The 19,917-nt window shown below is 39.1% G+C and carries 14 protein-coding genes and 1 pseudogene; 5 read left to right on the top strand and 10 right to left on the bottom strand.

The window, feature by feature from the left end; all coding sequences use genetic code 11:
* Window positions 1-7: 7 nt before the first annotated feature.
* Window positions 8-744 (bottom strand): annotated as a pseudogene (locus B3317_RS05070) (GNAT family N-acetyltransferase).
* A 163-nt stretch (window positions 745-907) separates the two neighbouring features.
* Here B3317_RS05070 and mobC point away from each other — a divergent pair.
* A complete protein-coding gene (gene mobC / locus B3317_RS05065; protein ID WP_291109265.1) occupies window positions 908-2,917 on the top strand; it encodes a conjugal transfer protein MobC in 2,010 nt (669 codons plus the stop codon).
* Between the two features lie 37 nt (window positions 2,918-2,954).
* On the opposite strand, the gene B3317_RS05060 is transcribed toward mobC, so the two are convergent.
* From B3317_RS05060 to B3317_RS05035, 6 genes are all read right to left on the bottom strand, one after another.
* Window positions 2,955-3,419, bottom strand: coding sequence for a hypothetical protein (locus B3317_RS05060; RefSeq protein WP_291109263.1), 465 nt, complete (start codon window positions 3,417-3,419; stop codon window positions 2,955-2,957).
* A 198-nt stretch (window positions 3,420-3,617) separates the two neighbouring features.
* The gene (locus tag B3317_RS18210) at window positions 3,618-3,734 is read right to left on the bottom strand and encodes a competence protein CoiA family protein (RefSeq protein WP_414647449.1); all 117 of its coding nucleotides are present in this window, start codon (window positions 3,732-3,734) and stop codon (window positions 3,618-3,620) included.
* Between the two features lie 69 nt (window positions 3,735-3,803).
* Complete coding sequence (locus B3317_RS05050) at window positions 3,804-4,352, bottom strand: hypothetical protein (RefSeq protein ID WP_291109259.1); 549 nt, start codon at window positions 4,350-4,352, stop codon at window positions 3,804-3,806.
* Between the two features lie 13 nt (window positions 4,353-4,365).
* Window positions 4,366-6,339: a DUF3732 domain-containing protein gene (locus tag B3317_RS05045; RefSeq protein WP_291109257.1), complete on the bottom strand. Its 1,974-nt coding sequence runs from the start codon at window positions 6,337-6,339 to the stop codon at window positions 4,366-4,368.
* A gap of 1 nt (window position 6,340) precedes the next feature.
* On the bottom strand, window positions 6,341-6,829 hold the full coding sequence (locus B3317_RS05040) for a three component ABC system middle component (RefSeq protein ID WP_291109255.1): 489 nt from the start codon (window positions 6,827-6,829) through the stop codon (window positions 6,341-6,343).
* A gap of 3 nt (window positions 6,830-6,832) precedes the next feature.
* Window positions 6,833-8,020, bottom strand: a complete 1,188-nt coding sequence (locus B3317_RS05035) for an ABC-three component system protein (RefSeq protein WP_291109253.1) — start codon at window positions 8,018-8,020, stop codon at window positions 6,833-6,835.
* A 295-nt stretch (window positions 8,021-8,315) separates the two neighbouring features.
* Between B3317_RS05035 and B3317_RS05030 the strand changes: the two genes are divergently transcribed.
* The gene (locus B3317_RS05030) at window positions 8,316-9,875 is read left to right on the top strand and encodes a DUF3945 domain-containing protein (RefSeq protein WP_291109251.1); all 1,560 of its coding nucleotides are present in this window, start codon (window positions 8,316-8,318) and stop codon (window positions 9,873-9,875) included.
* 56 nt (window positions 9,876-9,931) lie between these two features.
* A complete protein-coding gene (locus tag B3317_RS05025; protein ID WP_291109249.1) occupies window positions 9,932-12,040 on the top strand; it encodes a type IA DNA topoisomerase in 2,109 nt (702 codons plus the stop codon).
* Window position 12,041: 1 nt separating this feature from the next.
* On the opposite strand, the gene B3317_RS05020 is transcribed toward B3317_RS05025, so the two are convergent.
* Window positions 12,042-12,692, bottom strand: a complete 651-nt coding sequence (locus B3317_RS05020; protein ID WP_291109246.1) for a GNAT family N-acetyltransferase — start codon at window positions 12,690-12,692, stop codon at window positions 12,042-12,044.
* Between the two features lie 335 nt (window positions 12,693-13,027).
* On the opposite strand from B3317_RS05020, the gene B3317_RS05015 reads away from it, so the two are divergent.
* Window positions 13,028-13,471 carry a DUF1896 family protein gene (locus B3317_RS05015; RefSeq protein WP_291109244.1) on the top strand — a complete coding sequence of 148 codons (444 nt, stop codon included), beginning with the start codon at window positions 13,028-13,030 and terminating at the stop codon, window positions 13,469-13,471.
* Entirely contained in the window at window positions 13,461-19,127 is a 5,667-nt protein-coding gene (locus B3317_RS05010; RefSeq protein ID WP_291109242.1) for an N-6 DNA methylase, read from the top strand. Before B3317_RS05015 ends, B3317_RS05010 begins: the two co-directional genes overlap by 11 nt.
* Window positions 19,128-19,177: 50 nt before the next feature.
* On the opposite strand, the gene B3317_RS05005 is transcribed toward B3317_RS05010, so the two are convergent.
* Both B3317_RS05005 and B3317_RS05000 read right to left on the bottom strand, forming a co-directional pair.
* Window positions 19,178-19,498: a helix-turn-helix domain-containing protein gene (locus B3317_RS05005; protein ID WP_006798317.1), complete on the bottom strand. Its 321-nt coding sequence runs from the start codon at window positions 19,496-19,498 to the stop codon at window positions 19,178-19,180.
* A 109-nt stretch (window positions 19,499-19,607) separates the two neighbouring features.
* Window positions 19,608-19,917 (bottom strand): RteC domain-containing protein (locus B3317_RS05000; RefSeq protein WP_291109239.1); only part of this gene is annotated, 310 nt, incomplete at its 5' end.

Raw genomic sequence — 19,917 nt, 5'->3', positions numbered from 1 at the left:
TTATGATTCATTGTTTGAGTATTCTCTTTATATAAGCAATATCTATCAAATTTACGGTTTTAAAATTACCTTTATAGAATACAGCATAATTATTAAAGACACTAGGTAATTCTTTTGCTTTTTGTAGTGTATCTAGCGGAATTATAACAATTGGAATATCGTGTGTTTCACAATACTGTTTTATTATCTCAATATTTTGATGGATAAAGGGGCATTGTATACTGTAATAGATTGTTAGTTCATTGCTTTCTATTTTTGAGTTCTTAGCATTTCTAAAGAACTGTGGTTTTGTACCATCAAAAGAAAGTGCAAGTAATTGATATTCATAATCAGTAGTATCAACAACTTCAAAGCCGACACTCTTTGCAAATGATTGGTCAGAAAGCCAAGCTTTTTGCTTTGTTGCCCCAAGCATACAAATACCAGATTTCCCTTTTTCTTTGGCATCAGTGATACAATACTCTATTAACGATTTACCATATCCTTTGCCTTTATACTCACCCAAGACCCATAAGCAATATATATAGTAATAATTATTGCCAATTATGGGAACCCAAGCTGTTTCTAGAGGTGCATACTCTATAAAAACTGTAGACTTTTCGTTTAGTTTTCTAAAAACATGACCTTCACTTAGACGTGCAGAAAGCCATTGTCGTTTTGCTTCAATACCCGGGTGAAGCTTTTTACTGCGTATAATACAGCGGCTAGATTTTCAGTCGTTAAGTTTACAAAATCAGTATTCATAATTTATATCCCAATTTATGGATTAGCATTTGTATAAGCAAATTTATTTATAATACCAGACATCCTCAGCCACAAGCTACCAGCTCCTCAAAATTATACATAATATCGTAACCATCTACTTACATTCGCATTTTTAATGAATTATAAACAATCTAACAACATTATGTCACAAAAAGATGATTTGAGAGGGCTTGCCAAAGTCATGGAGTTTATGAGGGCGATCAGTATTTTGTTCGTTCTGATGAATATTTATTGGTTCTGTTATCAGGCAATACACGAGTGGGGAATTAATATCGGGGTAGTAGATAAAATTCTAATGAATTTTAACCGTACCGCAGGTTTGTTCAATTCTATATTGTGGACGAAAATCTTTGCCGTGGTATTCCTTGCCCTGTCCTGTTTGGGGACAAAGGGAGTGAAGGAGGAAAAGATTACATGGAATCATATCTATGTATGTCTTATTTTTGGTTTTGTATTTTTCTTTCTGAACTGGTGGCTTCTTTATCTGCCTCTTCCCAAAATAGCCAATGCAGGCTTTTATATTTTTACCATTGCAGTAGGATATATATTGCTTTTGATGGCGGGTACATGGATGAGTCGCTTACTCAAAAACAATCTGATGGACGATCCGTTCAATAACGAAAACGAATCGTTTATGCAGGAAACCAAGTTGATGGTAAATGATTATTCGATAAACCTGCCCACAAAGTTTTGGTACAAAAAAAAGCAGTGGAAAGGTTGGATAAACGTAGTAAACCCGTTTCGTGCGGCTATTGTGTTGGGTACTCCTGGTTCGGGTAAGTCATACGCCGTTGTAAATCAGTTCATCAAACAGCAGATTGAGAAAGGCTATACGGGCTATATTTACGATTTCAAGTTTCCAGACCTTTCGACTATTGCTTATAACCATCTGTTAAACAATAGAGAAGGTTATAAGAAAGTACCGACCTTTTATGTGATAAACTTTGATGATCCAAGTCGTAGCCACCGTTGCAATCCAATTAACCCGTCATTTATGGATGATATTTCAGATGCTTATGAGAGTGCATACACCATAATGTTAAATTTGAACCGGACGTGGGTGCAAAAACAAGGAGACTTCTTTGTAGAATCTCCGATTATCCTTTTTGCTGCCATTATATGGTATTTGCGAATCTACAAGGATGGTAAATACTGTACTTTTCCTCATGCCATAGAATTTTTGAACAAAAGTTATGAAGATATTTTTCCGATTCTGACTTCGTACCCAGACCTCGAAAACTACCTTTCTCCCTTTATGGATGCGTGGAAATCTGGAGCTGCTGACCAGCTTCAGGGGCAGATTGCGAGTGCTAAAATACCTCTTTCTCGTATGATTAGTCCGCAATTATATTGGGTGATGTCGGGCGATGAATTTACCTTAGATATCAACAATCCCGATGACCCGAAAATATTGGCAGTAGGCAACAATCCTGACCGACAAAATATATACGGAGCGGCACTCGGATTGTATAACAGCCGTATTGTGAAGCTGATAAATAAGAAGGGACAACTCAAATCATCGGTTATTATTGATGAGTTACCGACAATTTATTTCAAAGGGTTGGATAACTTGATAGCCACCGCCCGAAGCAACAAGGTTGCTGTATTGTTAGGTTTTCAAGACTTTTCGCAGCTAAAGCGTGACTATGGAGACAAAGAAGCTGCCGTCGTGATGAACACAGTAGGTAATATATTTTCGGGGCAGGTAGTCGGAGACACAGCGAAGACCTTATCTGACCGTTTTGGTAAAGTATTACAGAAACGCCAGTCTATGACCATCAATCGCAATGATAAATCGACTTCCATTTCCACCCAAATGGATAGCTTGATACCAGCATCCAAAATATCCAATCTGACACAGGGTATGTTTGTGGGTGCGATAGCGGATAACTTCGACGAGCGGATAGAGCAAAAGATTTTTCACTGCGAAATTGTGGTAGATAACGAGCGGGTTTCAGCCGAAACAAAGGAATACAAGAAGATACCTATTATCACCAACTTTGTAGATGAGAATGGTGTAGACCGCATGAAGGAAATGATAAAGGAAAACTATGATCGCATCAAAGCCGAAGCTAAACAGATTGTAGTTGAGGAACTACAAAGAATAAAGGATGATCCGGAGCTTTGTCACTTGTTGCCAAAGGAGGAGTAAAAAGTATAGAGTCGCAGCTTGGATAAGGCTCTAAATATTATCTACGCGATTTTTTACGATATGCTTTAGCTGGATAAATAAACCTCTTTCTCCTATAATATATAGGTTGCTGCATATTTCGTTGCCTTTGTTTTTGCTCTTCGATATATTCCTGCTCCATTTCATCCATAAATGCAGTAACCCGCTCGCTCCATTCTCCGTTAAGAGCGGTTTTAATAAACACCTCTCGTGGTATTTCCGCATATACAGCATTATATTCGTCATGGCTCGGAAATAGGCAATAAAGGGTTCTGCGAATAGGATCGGCACTGGTGGCATTGTCGAGGCCAAGAAAGTCGAACACTACTGGAACCGAACTTTTCAGCCAGTTGCTAGGAAAAAACTCATATCCAAATTCGGCTTTCCTTATACCCGGTTTCAATTCTATTGAACCAAATTTACCCCCTTTGATAAATCGCGAATAATCTCGTGTTAAGCGCGTTCCGTCGACAATCCAGACCATATTTCTATAAAACTTTTCGCGGGAAGTACGTTCATCAGGATTTATGAAAGAATGTTGAAACTCAATTACCAGTCCGAGTTCAGTTCGTACATCCGCTATATGCTTCTCTCTAGTTTGTTCATCAAGCAAGAATATTTCCTGCCATTCAAAAGGGAATTTATTCTTCCATACACGATGCCATTCGGTTTCGGTTTCCCATCAGCTATCGCACATTCTTATATTTTTATGAGCCCAATGATGTATTTTTTGAGTACCGCATTTTGCAATAACCGATGCTCCACATCCTGGACACACCGCATCCACAAGACCGGGCATAGCTTCCGTAGGTTTATCGTTTATCAGTGCGAAACGCATATAAATATCAATAATTATTAAGAATACCTTTTATAGGTCATTTTTTATCCATTTAAAGCAGTGCATATTACCTAAATCAATTCGCATAATATATTCATCTTCGCCCATAAACTCATCTAAGAATCTTTCGGTAAATCCACAACCTCCAGAAGCTTTTGCTTTTTCTAAAAGATTCACAAGAGGATAAAATGTGTGTTTATATTCTCCCTGTTTATAGTATTTCTCTTCAAATAAGAGTATTTCTTTCGTATCACATACGATTAATGAACCCTTACCTCTATTGAATCTTTTTGCACATTCCAATCGTCCGGTAAAACTTGCTATTTTAGCATTTTTCCCTATCCTCTCACACGCCCGGAATAAAATTGGTCTTGTTGAAGGCAGATAGTTCTTTAAAACCATATCCCACACATCGAAAAAGGCTTTTCTTTTTTCAGAAGCATCGGTACGACACCAATTAATAATAAACCCTCTGGTATGCTTAGTTATCGCCGAATCTTTCTGTAAAATATCAATTAGATTTTGGGCTATTTCATCTTTCTGATTTTTTGATAATTTATATTGAAATATGTTATCCATGTATCCTATAGGTTTATATTCCTGTTTCAATCCAGATTTGAGGAATCAATGCACAATCTTCAGAATGCCCATGCCAATCTTTAATAAGTTTAATATCTTTTGAATACTCTTTCCAAGTTGGTTCACCGGCATGTTCTATAATTACAATCTGAATCTTTGATTCTGTACGATTTTTAAATTCTGAAAGAACTTTAAATATTCGCTTAACTTTAATAACGGCTTGGTCTTCACTTAATTTATCCTTCTTCAACTCAGGGAAATAGACTTGTGATGGTTGATCGAAAATGATGAAACTTGGCACTTTGTTTTTATCTGCTAATGTCAGCAAATATTCATGAATAGCCAATATCGTTGAAATATGATAAGACATAAAGTTGTGACCACTCCCAATCTCCCACAAAAAATCCTCACGATTTCCAGAGACAAATTTCAATGTCAAATTTTCTATGTTTAATTGAATATCATCATTACAATATTCAGCTTCAAATATCTTAGCATAGTACTTTATACTTTCACTAATCTGATTTAAAATACCTTTTTGTTTCCTTTCTAAAACATCTTGATTTAATAGTTTATTAATTTCAAAAATTCGTTTTTTTATCTTTTCCAATTCGTTCTCCAAATCTCCACTTTCTGAAATTTTATCGTAGTTTTTGAGCGATTCTTCAAGTTTTCCGCCAAATCTGAATATTGAATTTAGAACTTGATGATGTTTCTGATATTCTTCATTTTCTTGTGACAGAATTTGTTTCTCTGTTCTAATTTCATTAATTTCTCCTTCCAATCTATTCAGATCAGAATTTATGGTCGCAATTTCCTTATTAAAAACTCTATGACTATCAGCCACTTTTCTTGACAAGCTGCCTAATTCATTGCTAAGCATATAGAAGTTATCAATATACTCTTTTGCTGAGGTGTCTTTACTTCCGCAAAAAGGACAATGATGTTTATTATTAATATTCAATTTCAACCAGCTAACAGCCTCCAATCGGGAATTTTGTACCAGGATGTCATTTCCGTAATCTATATTGCTCGTTTTTACACTTTGAATAAGGTATAACTTTTCTTTCTTCTCTTGTATCTGAGCAGCTACTTGAAATTCTTTTTCATCTAACTCAGCAAGCCTTTGGCTTATTTTAGTTGATGCCCCGACCTTAATCAAGGGAATAATATTTCTATCTATTTTTGTTAATGCTTGTCTAAGATAAATAATATAGTCTTTGGGCAACCAAGTATTATTATCATTTAAGCCTTCGCCAATTAGTCCAAATTCGAACGCTATGGCATAGTAACTTTTAACTTCACTTAGCCAATTGTTAGCAATGCTTTTTCTTTGTTCTAATTCTCGACCTAAGGTTTTTTCTCTACTTTTTAAATCTTTTAATTCTTCTTTGAGTCCAAGCAATTCGTCATCTAAAACCCCTAATATATAAGGAAAAATAGTAATTAGTTTTTCTCGGTTTTGATATGTATCCGCTTTATAAAAAAGGGCGTAAGGATTAGCAACTAAATGTTGAGGTTGAAAATTTAATGAAATTAAGTCTCTAATACTGGCAGGCTGTGAAATCCCTTTTTCGCCTAAATCAAACTTCGCTAATTGAGACAATTTATTGAGTTCATTTATGATATCTCTGTAATTGGCATTTTCTTCTTTAATTTGCTCTGGAATCGTAATTTTTTTCCCACGCTTAATATACATATTATTCGATACAACTTCAACGCCAGGCTCCTCTCTTGCTAAAAGTATTTCTTCCTCTCCATATGAGACTACAATCCCAAACCAACTGGTGAGATTTCGAATCAGACCAATAGGAATACTACACTTACTACTTGCCAAACAATAGTCTATGATTGATATTATTGCTGATTTTCCTCTTGCATTATCTCCTGAAATAACGTTAACGAAATCTCTCTTAAACGGAATTATCCGTATCGCCATTTCTTGGTTTTTAGGCCATAATATTATTTTTCTGATTTTGAAGTCCATGTTAAAAAGATATATTGAGATATGAACAAATTTCTTCGTCTTTAAGTGCCCCGAACCAATACCCTAATCTATGCGCTGTTTTTATCATTTTATCGTAGTCTTTTTTATCTGTTGGTTTAAAAGATTTCGAATTATTAGGAACAACACTGGCGCTTAGATTATCATAAAATAAAAGTGATGTTGCAAAAGCAATATTTAATGATTGAAAAGTTATATCTGAGAAATCAGACATTCTTTGTTGTAAAGTATCCCAATACAAATTCTCATTATTTAAGCACTTTAGCATGCTTCCTATCTTGAAATTCTTAGTTGAGATATCATTAGAGTATTCTTTTGAAAATACTATGGGCAATACTATAAAAAGGAAAGGTAGTTTAATCCCCTCATTTTTCTCTGAATAATATCGCTTTGAAAATTCTTGTAGAATATGACTCCCAATAATGGGATTTTGTAATATGACAAACTCATTGATTTCTATATTTTGTTTCATATTCTATTTTGTTAATTCTTCCCAATCAGGGTGCCAACCTATAAAACGTTTATTTGCTAGTTCATGGTAAGTACCATTGCTTAAATAAGAATAGGCAGGCTCTATTCCCGCAAGTCTACCCTTATGTAGAACAGTATCAGAGTATATTGTATAACCAACTTCTGTCGGTTCATTTTTATTTAATCTTCGATGCCTCCAGAAATTCTGTTGCCAAATTTCCTTTAAACCACTTTCATATTCATCCAAATGTTGCTTAGTTATATTGGCACTTACTGCATAGTTATGTTTAGCTCGTTTAGCTCGTAGGAAATCTTGTATTGCTTTTAGTTTTTCATCATCTTGCACCAAAATCAAGTCCAACTGTTTTACAAACAAACTACCCTGTTCTTTATCTTGGTCTATTTGTGATATTGGAATTAAATCAGCTGCTTTTTCTATAAACGGCTTTTGAGCAAATTGCTGTTTTAAGAAATCTCTCTTACTCCAAAGAGTTTTAGGGTCAAAATAAGCATTAGTCCCATTTAGCCACAACTCCATACAGGTATTTATGATCCAACCATACAGCATTTTAAGTATTTCGTAATGTGGTGTTTCTCCATCATTCAAATGTAAGCCTTGAATTATTTGTTCTAAAAATATTTTCCTATCGTAACCATTGGGACATTCGCACAATTCGACTCTTCTCAACAGGGACATTACAACGGACTTGTCTGATTCAATAAATTTTGCGAAGTAAGGCTTTAGTAGAGACCTTTTTGTTGTAGTCGCAATTTTTATTAAATCACAATATGCTTTTTCATAAATAGCTTCATCCGCATTATATATGGAAATAGTTTTGATTATGCAGCTAGATTTGCTGGAAACATTTGTAGCTAAAAGAAACTTAGAATTCTCAACATTTATTTGTTGAGTTTCTATTAAAGTCAACCAGTTGGATAATGATTTCCATAGATTTACATTGGTATCTGAAAAGGGATACCTTTTCTTTACACTGGCTTTATCTTGTTCATATATTGTTTCGATGCTTTCCTCATTTCTGAGGCGAACAACTACATCATCATCTGTTTCGATTGAAATAATTGAGCCTTCAGGACATCTGCTAAGCCACAACAATGCTCTATCTATCTGATATAGATAACCATACATCTGTCCTTTTGCAGAAAACAAATAGTTAGAATCTGTGTTACTCATAATATTTTATTTCTAAAACTACTGATGTTGTACAAAAATAATAAAAATTTATTTAATAGTTATGATTTATAATATGATACCTCTATTGGATTCTATTTCATTTCATAAAATATCTAATAGTGATTTTATAGGAATATATGATTTAATATTTAGATACAGTCTTATCCTTTTCAAACCATCTACAGACAAGCCCAGACACAAGCGCCCACCTCTTTAAAACCTTGCAATCAGTCCATTAGTAAGATGTATTTTCGCTTTGCATTAATAGTAATGCAGAATAAAAACATCATTTATTATGGATCAAAACAAAGTAAAATCCGAAGAGCCGAAGGTCTTACTGACTCAAGGCGAAGATGGCAAGCTAAAAGTCATCACAGGGGAGCAGGACGGTAAACTCAAAACCGTTGAACCCACCAAAGAGAATGTCGACCAGTTTTTGAAAGTTGATACCAACAGCAACTTTCTAGAGAATTTCTTCAAGAAGATGTCGGCACAGTTCAATCACCCGTCACATACAGGTGTTTATGCCGTCGGGATGTCAGCCGTAGATAAAATAGCGGCTTTTCTCGACAAACTTATCCGTATCGACCACACCGACAAAGCCCTCGATCCGTATCGCCTTAAATTTGATGGTAAGGTAAAGATACATATTGAGCTTACAGGTCAGTTTCAACCTTTAGATCTCAATAAACTCAATTGGAAAGAGACTGAGAAGCTGGGCCTTTCGGGTGACAAGTTGCAAGATGCTCTCAAAGCGATGGTTTACGGACACAAGTCTCCGGGATTGGTCGATATTAAACCGACTATTGACGGCAATGAGTTCCCAATGCAGGCTCGTTTATCATTGGAACCGCAACAGGATGGTAGTATTAAGCTAGTAACCCATCCCAAGCAGGAGCAGCCCGATTTTGACAAACCATTTATGGGAATAACCTTTTCCGAGCAGGACAAAGAGCAACTTCAAAAGACAGGGCATGGGGCACGAGTCTATGAACTTGAACCCGTAGCCGGAGGTGAGAAAATTCCATCGCTTGTATCTCTCGATAAAATAACGAATCGACTTGAAGCCGTACCTCTCTCCGAAATCAATATTCCGCAGACTTTGAAAAATGCTCCACTCTCTCCCGAACAACAACAAGGATTGAGAGAAGGTAAAGCAGTATGGGTAGAGGGTATGGATAAAAAGGTAAAGCCCGGAGAAGAACCACAGAAGATAGATCGTTTTGTGCAGTTCAATGCAGTCAATAAGAACTTTGATTTTAAGTTCAGTGACGAACAACGCCAGCAACACAAGGAGCAGCGACAAGCCAAACAGGGGCAAGGACAGGAAAAACCGCTACCCAAAGCCCGCAAGATGGACGAAGTCTGGATTTATTCCAAACAAGGAGGCGTACAGCTTAGTAAAGAAGAATTTACCAAGCTGTGTAACAAAGAACCAATCTTTGTTGAGGGCATGCAATCCCGTCCGAAACAACAACAAGCTGATCCTTCGGGAGCACAGAAAGTCGAAGCTACCGACCAGAAAGGGCAGAAGTACAATGCATGGGTATGGGTTGACGAAAACAGAGATAAAGTTCGCCATACTTCGAAACATCCCGATCAGGTGCGAGCCATCGAAGCGAAACAAGCTGCCAAGGATTTTCAGAAAGTGACTCCTGCTGTCGAGAGCAAAACACAAGTAGCAGTCAATAATGAGGGCAAGACTAACGAGGCAACCAAATATTCCAAAGAGCCGCTAAAACAAGGTCAGACACAGCCCACAGCTAAGCTAGTCGAAAAGAAAGAGCAAAAGCAGCAACAGGAACAAAAACAATCTCTTGCTGCTCCCAAGAAAAGTAAAGGTCGTAAAATGTAGAAATGTAAAATAATAAAAGGGTCTGCGACCCCAACCACTAAAAAATCAATGTTAAAATGAAAATAATAATAGCAGAAAAACCCTCTGTGGCAAAAAGTATAGCAGCCATAGTCGGAGCAAACAATAAAAAAGAAGGCTATATAGAAGGTAACGGATATACCGTTACATGGGCATTCGGACATCTGGTAGGACTCGCCATGCCGGAATATTATGGTATTACAGGATTTCAGAAAGAGAACCTGCCGATACTTCCTAAAGAATTTAAACTCTTGCCCCGACAAGTCAAAGAGAGTAAAGAGTATAAGAATGATCCCGGTGTGATGAAACAACTAAAGGTTATCCGCGAGTTATTCCATCGTGGAGAATCTATAATTGTGGCAACCGATGCCGGACGAGAAGGGGAGCTCATATTCCGCTATATATATGAATATATAGGATGCACCCTTCCGTTTGAAAGACTTTGGATCAGTTCACTAACAGACCGAGCCATCAAAGACGGCTTTAAAACCCTTCGCCCCGGAGCAGATTACGACAATCTGTATGCTTCTGCCAAAGCCCGCAGTACCGCTGATTGGCTTGTCGGCATCAATAGCAGTCAGGCTCTTTCAATCTCCGCAGGATACGGTGTTTGGTCACTTGGTAGAGTACAAACTCCGACACTGGCGATTATTTGTAGTCGGTATCTGGAAAATAAAGATTTCAAGCCACAGACCTATTTTCGTTTGAAATTACAGATAGAAAAAGATACAACATCGTTTTGTGCCCATTCTGTAGATAAATTTGATGTTAAAAGTCAGGCTGAAGATATTACAGCAAAGGTAAAAGCCGCAGGAGCTATACAGGTTACAGCCGTAGAACGTAAGGAGGTCAAGCAGGAACCACCTTTGCTGTACGACCTTACCACACTTCAAAAGGAAGCCAACAGCGAGCATGGTTTTTCGGCAGATAAGACGCTGACGATAGCACAAAATCTGTATGAAGCGAAGAAAATTTCCTATCCCCGAACGGGCAGCCGTTATATTTCCGAGGATGTGCTGGAGGAAATACCGCACCTGATCGCTACGCTGCGGGCACACTCTCTTTTCGGAAAATACATAGACGGCAGATTCGACACTACGCTCAATACCCGTTCGGTGGACGATAAGAAAGTGACCGACCACCATGCGCTGATTATTACAGAAGAATCAGCAAGTAATTTATCCAAAGACGAACAGCTTATCTACGATATGGTTGCCGGACGTATGCTCGAAGCCTTTGGCGAACGTTGCATCAAAGAGAACACCACCGTATCACTTGATGCCGATGGCGTACACTTTTCCTGCAAAGGAAGCGTTACACTCGTCCCCGGCTGGAGGGCGGTATTTGATGCTAAAGACGAGCCAAACGATGAAGAGGATTCCACCACTTTACCTGTTCTTCTGGAGGGAGATAATCTTTCTGTTCGTGATTGCGAGATTCAAGAAAAGCAGACCAAACCCCGTCCATTGCATACGGAGGCAAGTTTGCTTAGTTCGATGGAATCCGCAGGCAAAGAAGTAGAGGACGAACAGCAACGTGAAGCGATGAAGGAATGCGGTATCGGAACACCTGCCACCCGTGCATCCATTATCGAAACACTATTTTCCCGTGAGTACATCGTCAGAGAGAAAAAGTCTCTTGTTCCGACCAACAAAGGATTGGTAGTCTATCTGGCAGTAAAGGACAAAAAGATAGCCGATGTAGCGATGACAGGTCAATGGGAGGAAGCCCTCAATAAAATTGCTTTAGGCAAGATGGATGCGGCTACATTTCACAAGGGAATAGAAGTCTATGCCTCGCAGATAACTACGGAGCTGCTTTCTACCACCATTGAACGCACGGATAATCACAATACTTGTCCTTGCCCAAAATGTAAAAACGGACAGATGGTATTTTATCCCAAAGTGGTAAAATGTAAAGATGAAAGTTGTGGACTGATCGTATTCCGCTCCATTGCCAAAAAAGAATTGACGGACGGACAACTCAATGATCTTTTGATGAACGGAAAAACCGCACTAATAAAAGGTTTCGTAAGCTCTAAGACCGGAAGTACCTTTGATGCCATCGTAAAATTTGATGTGGACTACAAAACAGTCTTTGAATTTCCACCACGCAAAGGTGACGGCAAAAAGAAACGTTCGAAGTAAATTATAGATCCAATTTCATATTATAGTTGTAATAACAGCCCTTCTTCAGTTGAATCTCACCTTCATCCAATTTCTGGAATCCTAATCGGGTATAAAAAGTGACGTTTTCCGTAAGTTGGGTTGTTAAACCAACAATATGGCATATTCGATTTATAGATCTCAATTTTTGTAAGCAATCGTCAATCATATAAGAACCAATTCCAGAGCCCTGATAGCTGTCTTTTACGACAACCATCGACAAATAATAATAGTCATTGGTTCCGATGGCATTTGTCAGAAGCTGTTTATTGAGAGAATCCATCTTAAGCATTGTGCGTAAAGCAGAGAATCCAAAATTCATAATAAATTGGGGTAATCCGATCTTGAAATAATCGCGAAGTTCAGATTTTACTCCATTGGGAGGTAATAAGCTAAATACTCCTATTATTTCCTTTGAATTTTTCATTCTAACAACTTTTGTCACAGCTTGTCTTCTGTTTAGCAGGTATAGATTGGTCTTGAACAACCAGAATAATCCGTCTCGCAATCTATCCTTATTAACAAAGATTGAAGCATAAGCCAGATTCGATTCAAAAGCATCTACTAAAATAGTAGCGACCTCTTCATATTCAGATTCTTTCAATTTATCTATTCGGACATCAGGTAAGGACATGGCAATTGCTTATTGATATTACGGTTCAATTAATCAGACAAATTTAAATATAAGTGATTGGATACACAATGACACCAAGAAAGAAGCGACCATTGAAATAATAATTTCACTATATTTGCCACTGAAAGGTCTTTGTTCTACGATTCGGAATAGTCGTTTAACATTGATTTTTTAGTGGTGGCATCCGGGGCTTAGCTCCGGATGCCTTTTTCTTTCCCAAACTATAAGCTAAAGAAAATGCTTTATGGTATATCATTAGGTCTAGTCTATTGGTATATCTACTCTCACAAAAGCAATAACAAAAGGGGCTTCGACCCCACTAAAAAATCAATGATATGGAGACAAAACCAAAGACGACAGTTACAGAACTGTCCTATTTCCGACTATCCCTATTATCCTACCTACGTGATACACACCCCGACAAAGCAACTGACCATGACTTTATTGCTGTACGTGGTGATGCCGCAGCAGAGACGTATAGCCAAGCTATAAAAGAAGGTCATACCCATGATTATGCAGAAGAATACTCTTCAAAGGTCTTATATCAAGGCTTGCACTTCTCCAGCTATCGAACCCTTGTAACTATCCTTTGGGAAGAATTTTCAGAGGAAGTAAACCCTTCACAAGCCGAAGGCATAGCAATGGAGCTTTTACCCCGTCTTGTTGGTACAATTCAGAAATACAGCTTGTCTGATGATTTCGCCGATACACCACAGTACAATCAGTTTTACACGGAATTGACTGGCGAAATACAAATACTACTCGAAAATGGCTTATAATAAAAAGGCCCATCTTCGGGATAACATCGAGGCAATACGAATTGCTTTTGCTCTCGATAAAGAGAAAAGGCAGGCTACCGATGATGAAAAAATAAAATTGGCAGCCTATTCCGGTTTCGGAGGGCTAAAAACCGTGTTGAATCCCGTCGCCAAACCGGAAGATATACAATATTGGAAAGCCTCGGAGCATGATTTGTTTCCTCTGGTAACCGAATTACATCAAGTCCTACGGGATGGAGCGAAAGACGATGCCGAATACAAACGCTATGTAAGTTCACTTAAAAATTCGGTGCTGACCGCTTTCTATACGCCAAAACCCATTATTGATGCCTTGGCACTTGCTCTAAATAATAGCGGAATCAAACCTCAACGATTTCTTGAACCCAGTGCTGGAGCCGGAGCGTTTATATCTTCGTTCAAAGAAACCGTTCCCGATGCAGAAATAACAGCCTTTGAAAAAGACCTGCTGACGGGTAAGATTCTCTCACACCTCCACCCAGAGAATAAAATACGGATTGCAGGCTATGAGAAAATGCAAGGTCGTTATGCACAGCATTATGATGTTATAGCCTCCAATATACCTTTTGGGGATGTTGCTGTATTTGATCCCTTACTCTCTAAACACGATATACCCGCAGTGAGCCAATCAACAAAGGCAATCCATAATTACTTTTTCACTAAAAGTGTGATGGCTGCCCGTGAGGGAGGATTGATAGCTTTTATTACTTCGCAGGGAGTTCTTAACTCGGAGCAGAATAAACCGATTCGTGAACACCTGATGAATAGCTGCAATGTTGTTTCCGCGATCCGTCTGCCTAATAACCTGTTTACAGAGGAAGCAGGAACAGAAGTGGGTAGCGATCTGATTATCCTGCAACGTAAGAATACAACTATTTTACCGACCCAAAGACAGCAGAATTTTATCGAATCCCGCAAGTTATCCAACGGCATATCCGTAAATAACCTCTTCAAAGATTTTGACAGAGTGATACAGACCGATGTAAAAGTAGGTACTGACCCTTACGGGAAACCTGCAATGGAATTTACTCACTCCGGTGGAACGGAAGCTATTGCCGCTACACTGTATCGAATGCTGAATGAAGATTTTTCCCAGAATCTCGATCTGAAGCACTACTTGTCCCATGCCCCGAAAAAGCTAGAAGAACAACAAACTACTGTAATTCCGATACAAGAAATATCTGTTTCGGATATGGTGGAGCTAAGCCCTAAATCGGCTTATGAACCTATTGAAGAAGATTTAGTTCTTTTCCATCCTTTTGGAGAAGCCAGAAATCGCAAAGCATGGGCGGAACTCTCCGAACAGGCAACAAGAGCAGTTGTGGAACCACGTATTGATTCTCTAAAAGAAGAAACGAAAGCTGTACCAACAACAGAGAAAAAAGATACAATCATCAAGGATGAAGCCAGCGGATTGTTTGTCAATACGAACACGGGAGAAGTGATAGAGCAAAAGGAAATACCGCTCCCTGATATTCAGCAACAGCCGATTGTAACACTTTATGACTTGTTTGAATTTTCAGCCGAAGAACGTTCGCAGATTAAACAGCCTAAACGTTCCCGTCGCCGTATGCCTGTGCCACAGTCTAACGTCAGTCAGCAAAAGAGAGCACAGCCTAAAAGTCCGACAACAAATCTAATAACCGAAACACCTGAACAACGCACCGAACGATTGGAAAAGGAAAGGGCGGAACGGTTGAAGCCTATCCCGATGGCAATACCTGAAAACGGATTACCCAAACATTATAAGGATGGCTCATTGGTGAGTGATGCAGATAATCGTATCGGATATTTGAAGGATATGAACGGGCATCAACCTATGTTTCATCCTTTGGACTTATCACCCAATCAACAAAAACGGGCATCACTCTATATCGAGATACGCGATACCTATAACCATCTGTATAACAATGAAGCCGATACACAGCTAGAGAATCTGGCATTACGGCAGATGCTCAATCGCCTGTATGATGATTTTATACAAAAATTCGGGAATCTGAATGATGCGAAGAATCTCGACCTCATCAAAATGGATACCGCAGGGAGAGAAATACTTTCTTTGGAACGTTACCGAGAGGGCAAAGCGATAAAGGCTGATATCTTTGAACGTCCCGTAGCTTTCAATCCCGATGAGATTTCCAAAGTAGATAATGCATACGAAGCTCTTGTCTCTAGTCTCAATAAATATGGAGCAGTCAATTTGGATTACATGGTTTCTCTAACAAGCAATACGCAAGAGGGAATACTTGATGAGTTAAAAGGTAAGATTTACTTCAATCCTCTTGTCGGAGGCTATGAAGTTGCGGATAAGTTTATATCGGGCAATGTTATCTCAAAAGCTGATGAGGTACAGAATTTTATTGAACGCAATCCCGAACATAAAGCAGCCAAAGAATCCCTGATTGTTTTACAGGAAGCCATACCCAAGCCGATAGCCTTCGACGATCTGGATTTCAATTTCGGTGAACGTTGGATACCTACGGGTATCTATGCCGCTTTTGCTTCACACCTCTTTGAAACGGACGTCAATATCCATTATGCACAGAGCCGGGATGAGTTCAGCATAAATTCTAACACTAAAAATGCAAAGATCAGTGATCAGTATGCTGTCAAGGGAGAAAGTCGCACCTTTGATGGTATTGCCCTGATGCGTCATGCCTTGCACGACACGACTCCCGATATTACCAAAACGGTCAGAGTAGATGGCAAGGAGACAAAGGTACGGGACGGAGAAGCGATTCAGCTTGCCAATACCAAAATAGATGAGATGCGTAACGGCTTTTCGGAATGGCTCAGAGAGCAGACTCCCGAATTTAAAGACCGACTTGCCGACCTTTATAACCGTAAGTTCAATTGTTTTGTACGTCCCGAATATGACGGTTCACATCAGACTTTTCCTGGACTCGATCTAAAAGGCTTGGGTATTCCCGACTTATACAAGAGCCAGAAAGATGCCATCTGGATGCTTAAATTGAACGGTGGTGGTATAATCGACCATGAAGTGGGAGGTGGCAAAACGCTGATTATGTGTTGTGGAGCAATGGAGATGAAACGGCTCGGATTAGTGAATAAACCGCTTATCACAGGACTGAAAGCCAATGTCCATGAAATCGCCCAGACCTTTTGTACGGCATACCCTGATGCAAAGGTACTCTATCCGGGTAAGGAGGATTTTACACCGCAGAACCGCAATCGTATTTTTAATGAAATGAAAAACAACAATTGGGATGCTGTAATTTTAACACACGAACAGTTTGGAATGATACCACAATCTCCGGAGATACAGCGAGGTATCTTACAGGCTGAACTTGATAGCGTGGAGGAAAACCTCGAAGTGCTACGTTCGCAGGGTAAGGAAGTTTCAAGAGGGATGCTGAAAGGTTGTGAGAAACGGAAAGCCAACCTTGAAACAAAGTTGGAAGGAATAGCCCACCAAATCGAAAACCGCAAGGATAATATGTCAGATTTTCGGATGATCGGTATAGACCATTTGTTCGTAGATGAATCTCACAAATTTAAAAATCTGACTTTTACCACCCGTCATGATCGTGTAGCTGGCTTGGGAAATACCGAAGGTTCGCAACGGGCACTCAATATGCTTTTTGCTTTGCGTACCATACAGGAACGTACAGGTAAGGACTTGGGGGCTACTTACTCGTCGGGAACGACGATTTCCAATTCACTAACAGAATTGTATCTTTTATTCAAATACCTGCGTCCCAAAGAGCTGGAAAGGCAGGGTGTCAACACCTTTGATGCGTGGGCAGCAATCTTTGCCAAGAAAACCAAAGATTACGAGTTTTCGGTTACCAATCAGATTGTACAGAAAGAACGTTTCCGCTATTTTATCAAAGTACCGGAACTGGCTTCTTTCTATTCCGAAATTACCGATTACCGTACTGCACAGGATATTGGTATAGATCGTCCTGAAAAAAACGAGATTTTACACAATATACCACCGACACCCGACCAACAGGAGTTTATCGGTAAGCTGATGGAATTTGCCAAAACAGGTGATGCCTCTCTTTTGGGACGTGCACCACTATCGGAACGGGAAGAAAAGGCAAAGATGCTGATAGCAACCGACTATGCTCGTAAAATGTCGCTCGATATGCGGATGATAGATCCCGATAAGTATGGCGATCATATAGATAACAAAGCCAGCCATTGTGCCGCTTCGATAGCGGACTATTACCAAAAATACAATGCACAGAAAGGAACACAGTTCGTATTTTCGGATTTGGGGACTTATAAGCCGGGGCAGTGGAGTCCATACACCGAGATCAAACGCAAGTTGGTGGAGGATTACGGCATCCCTGCATCCGAGGTGAGATTTATTCAGGAAGCCACCAGCGAGAGGGTACGAAAAGCCCTAATAAAGGATATGAACGAGGGTAAAATCCGCGTCATGTTCGGCTCTACCGAAATGTTGGGAACAGGCGTGAATGCTCAGAAACGAGCGGTGGCGATTCATCATTTAGACGCACCGTGGCGACCAAGCGATCTGGAGCAACGCGACGGAAGAGCAATACGAAAAGGGAATGAAATAGCCAAACTGTATGCTGATAATAAGGTAGATGTGAAAATATATGCCGTAGAAAAATCATTGGATGCGTATAAATTTGGCTTGCTCCACAACAAACAGTTATTCATTAAGCAGCTTAAAAACAATAATTTGGGTACTCGAACCATTGACGAGGGCAGTATGGATGAGAAAAGCGGTATGAACTTTTCTGAATATGTAGCTATCTTATCGGGCAATACTGAATTGTTGGAGAAGGCAAGGATTGAAAAGAAGATAGCTGCTTTGGACAGTGAAAAGCAGGCTTTCGTTCGGGGCAAATCATCGAGCCGCTACAAATTAGAGAACATCATGCAGACCGTAGAATCCAATAAAGGATATATTGATCGTATTTCCAAAGATGTGGAAGCATTCAATAGTAGGGTGCAGGTTGCTCCCGATGGCTCGCGGCTCAATCCTGTAAAATTAGATGGGTTTCAAGCTGCCGATTCGGTTGCTATCGGTAAGAAGTTGAATGAGATTTCGGATAAGGCACGCACACATGGGGCACACGAGAAAATTGGCTCGTTATATGGGTTCGACTTGCTGGTAAAATCCGAAACTACGAATAAAGATGGTTTTGACCTGATACAAAACCGATTTTTCATACGTGGTGAGGGGCAGATACTCTATAATTACAACTATGGGAGTTTAGCAGCAGACCCTAAAACTGCATCGCTAAATTTTCTGAACGCACTCGACAGTATGCCCAAACTTTTGGAAAAATACCAGACGGACACCGATAAACGGATGCAGGATGTACCCGTTCTCAGGCAAGTAGTCGAAAGCGTGTGGTCGAAAGAAAATGACCTGAAAGATTTGAAAACGGAACTCACAGCTTTGGAGCGTAAGATAGAGTTGTCACTGAAGCCTATCGAGCAAAGTGAGGGACAAGAAAATGTTTCTGAAAAGAATCAGGTTCAATCTCAGAATAGCCCAAAATCAACAGCGATTCAAGATGCCTCTATGCCAAATACTTTGCAAGGAGTAAAAGAAGTTATGGGGGACAGGTTCGTGATTGGATCGGTGGGTAGTAGTCCTCCACCAAAAGAAGAAAAAAGAGGCATGAAACTCTAAAAGAAGATGACCGTAGAAGAATAATTCAAATAATTCTACGGTCTTTTTATTTATTCCTTTTCTATCATTTCTTCTTCAGTACCATCTTTAAAATGATCACGAATAAATTTCTCTACGTTTTTCTCTGTATAAAATATCTTGTGATGGATAGTTATATAGGTCAGTTCTCCAGCCGAGCGGTAACGCTGTAATGTTCGTTTACTTACGTTCAGCATTTGGCATAAGTCTTGATTGTCTAAAAGCCGTTCACCGTTCAGTACGTTATGTCGTCCACTCATTATATCCATAAATTTATCCAATCGGTCAAAACGTCCCATGAATTGCTCAAACCACTTTTGCATGAAATCCTTTAGGTTGTTATCGTCGTTCATCTATTTGCTTGTTTTAATTTTTTCTGCAAGTTTAGCGGAAACGAAAACAATAAAAGTGGTATCTACCACCGCAGATACCACCATTTAGTTGATTATTAAACTTAGTGTTTTACGTATAGAATTTGTCTACTTCATTCTTATAAACGGCAAGCAGTCGCTCTAACATAGAGGAAGGATTTTTTTTACGTTCCATTGTGCGAGTTTTGCGGCTGTAAATATTTTTTGGAATCTTGACATTGAAAATAAGCTTCAGGCCTTGTATGATTTCAGAAAAACTGATTAGTTTACCGGATGCTTTACGAATCAGTTTAATATTATAAATCGCTATTGCCAGTTCTATTAGATCTGTGATTGTCCCTCCCCAGATATAATAGCCGGAGGAAGAAGGCTCTGTTATGTTATTTGTATCGGAAGAAACA

It is taken from the genome of Dysgonomonas sp. UBA7710 (genome assembly GCF_002482385.1).
Taxonomy (GTDB): Bacteria; Bacteroidota; Bacteroidia; order Bacteroidales; family Dysgonomonadaceae; genus Dysgonomonas.
This window is presented reverse-complemented; position numbering and strand designations above follow the sequence as displayed.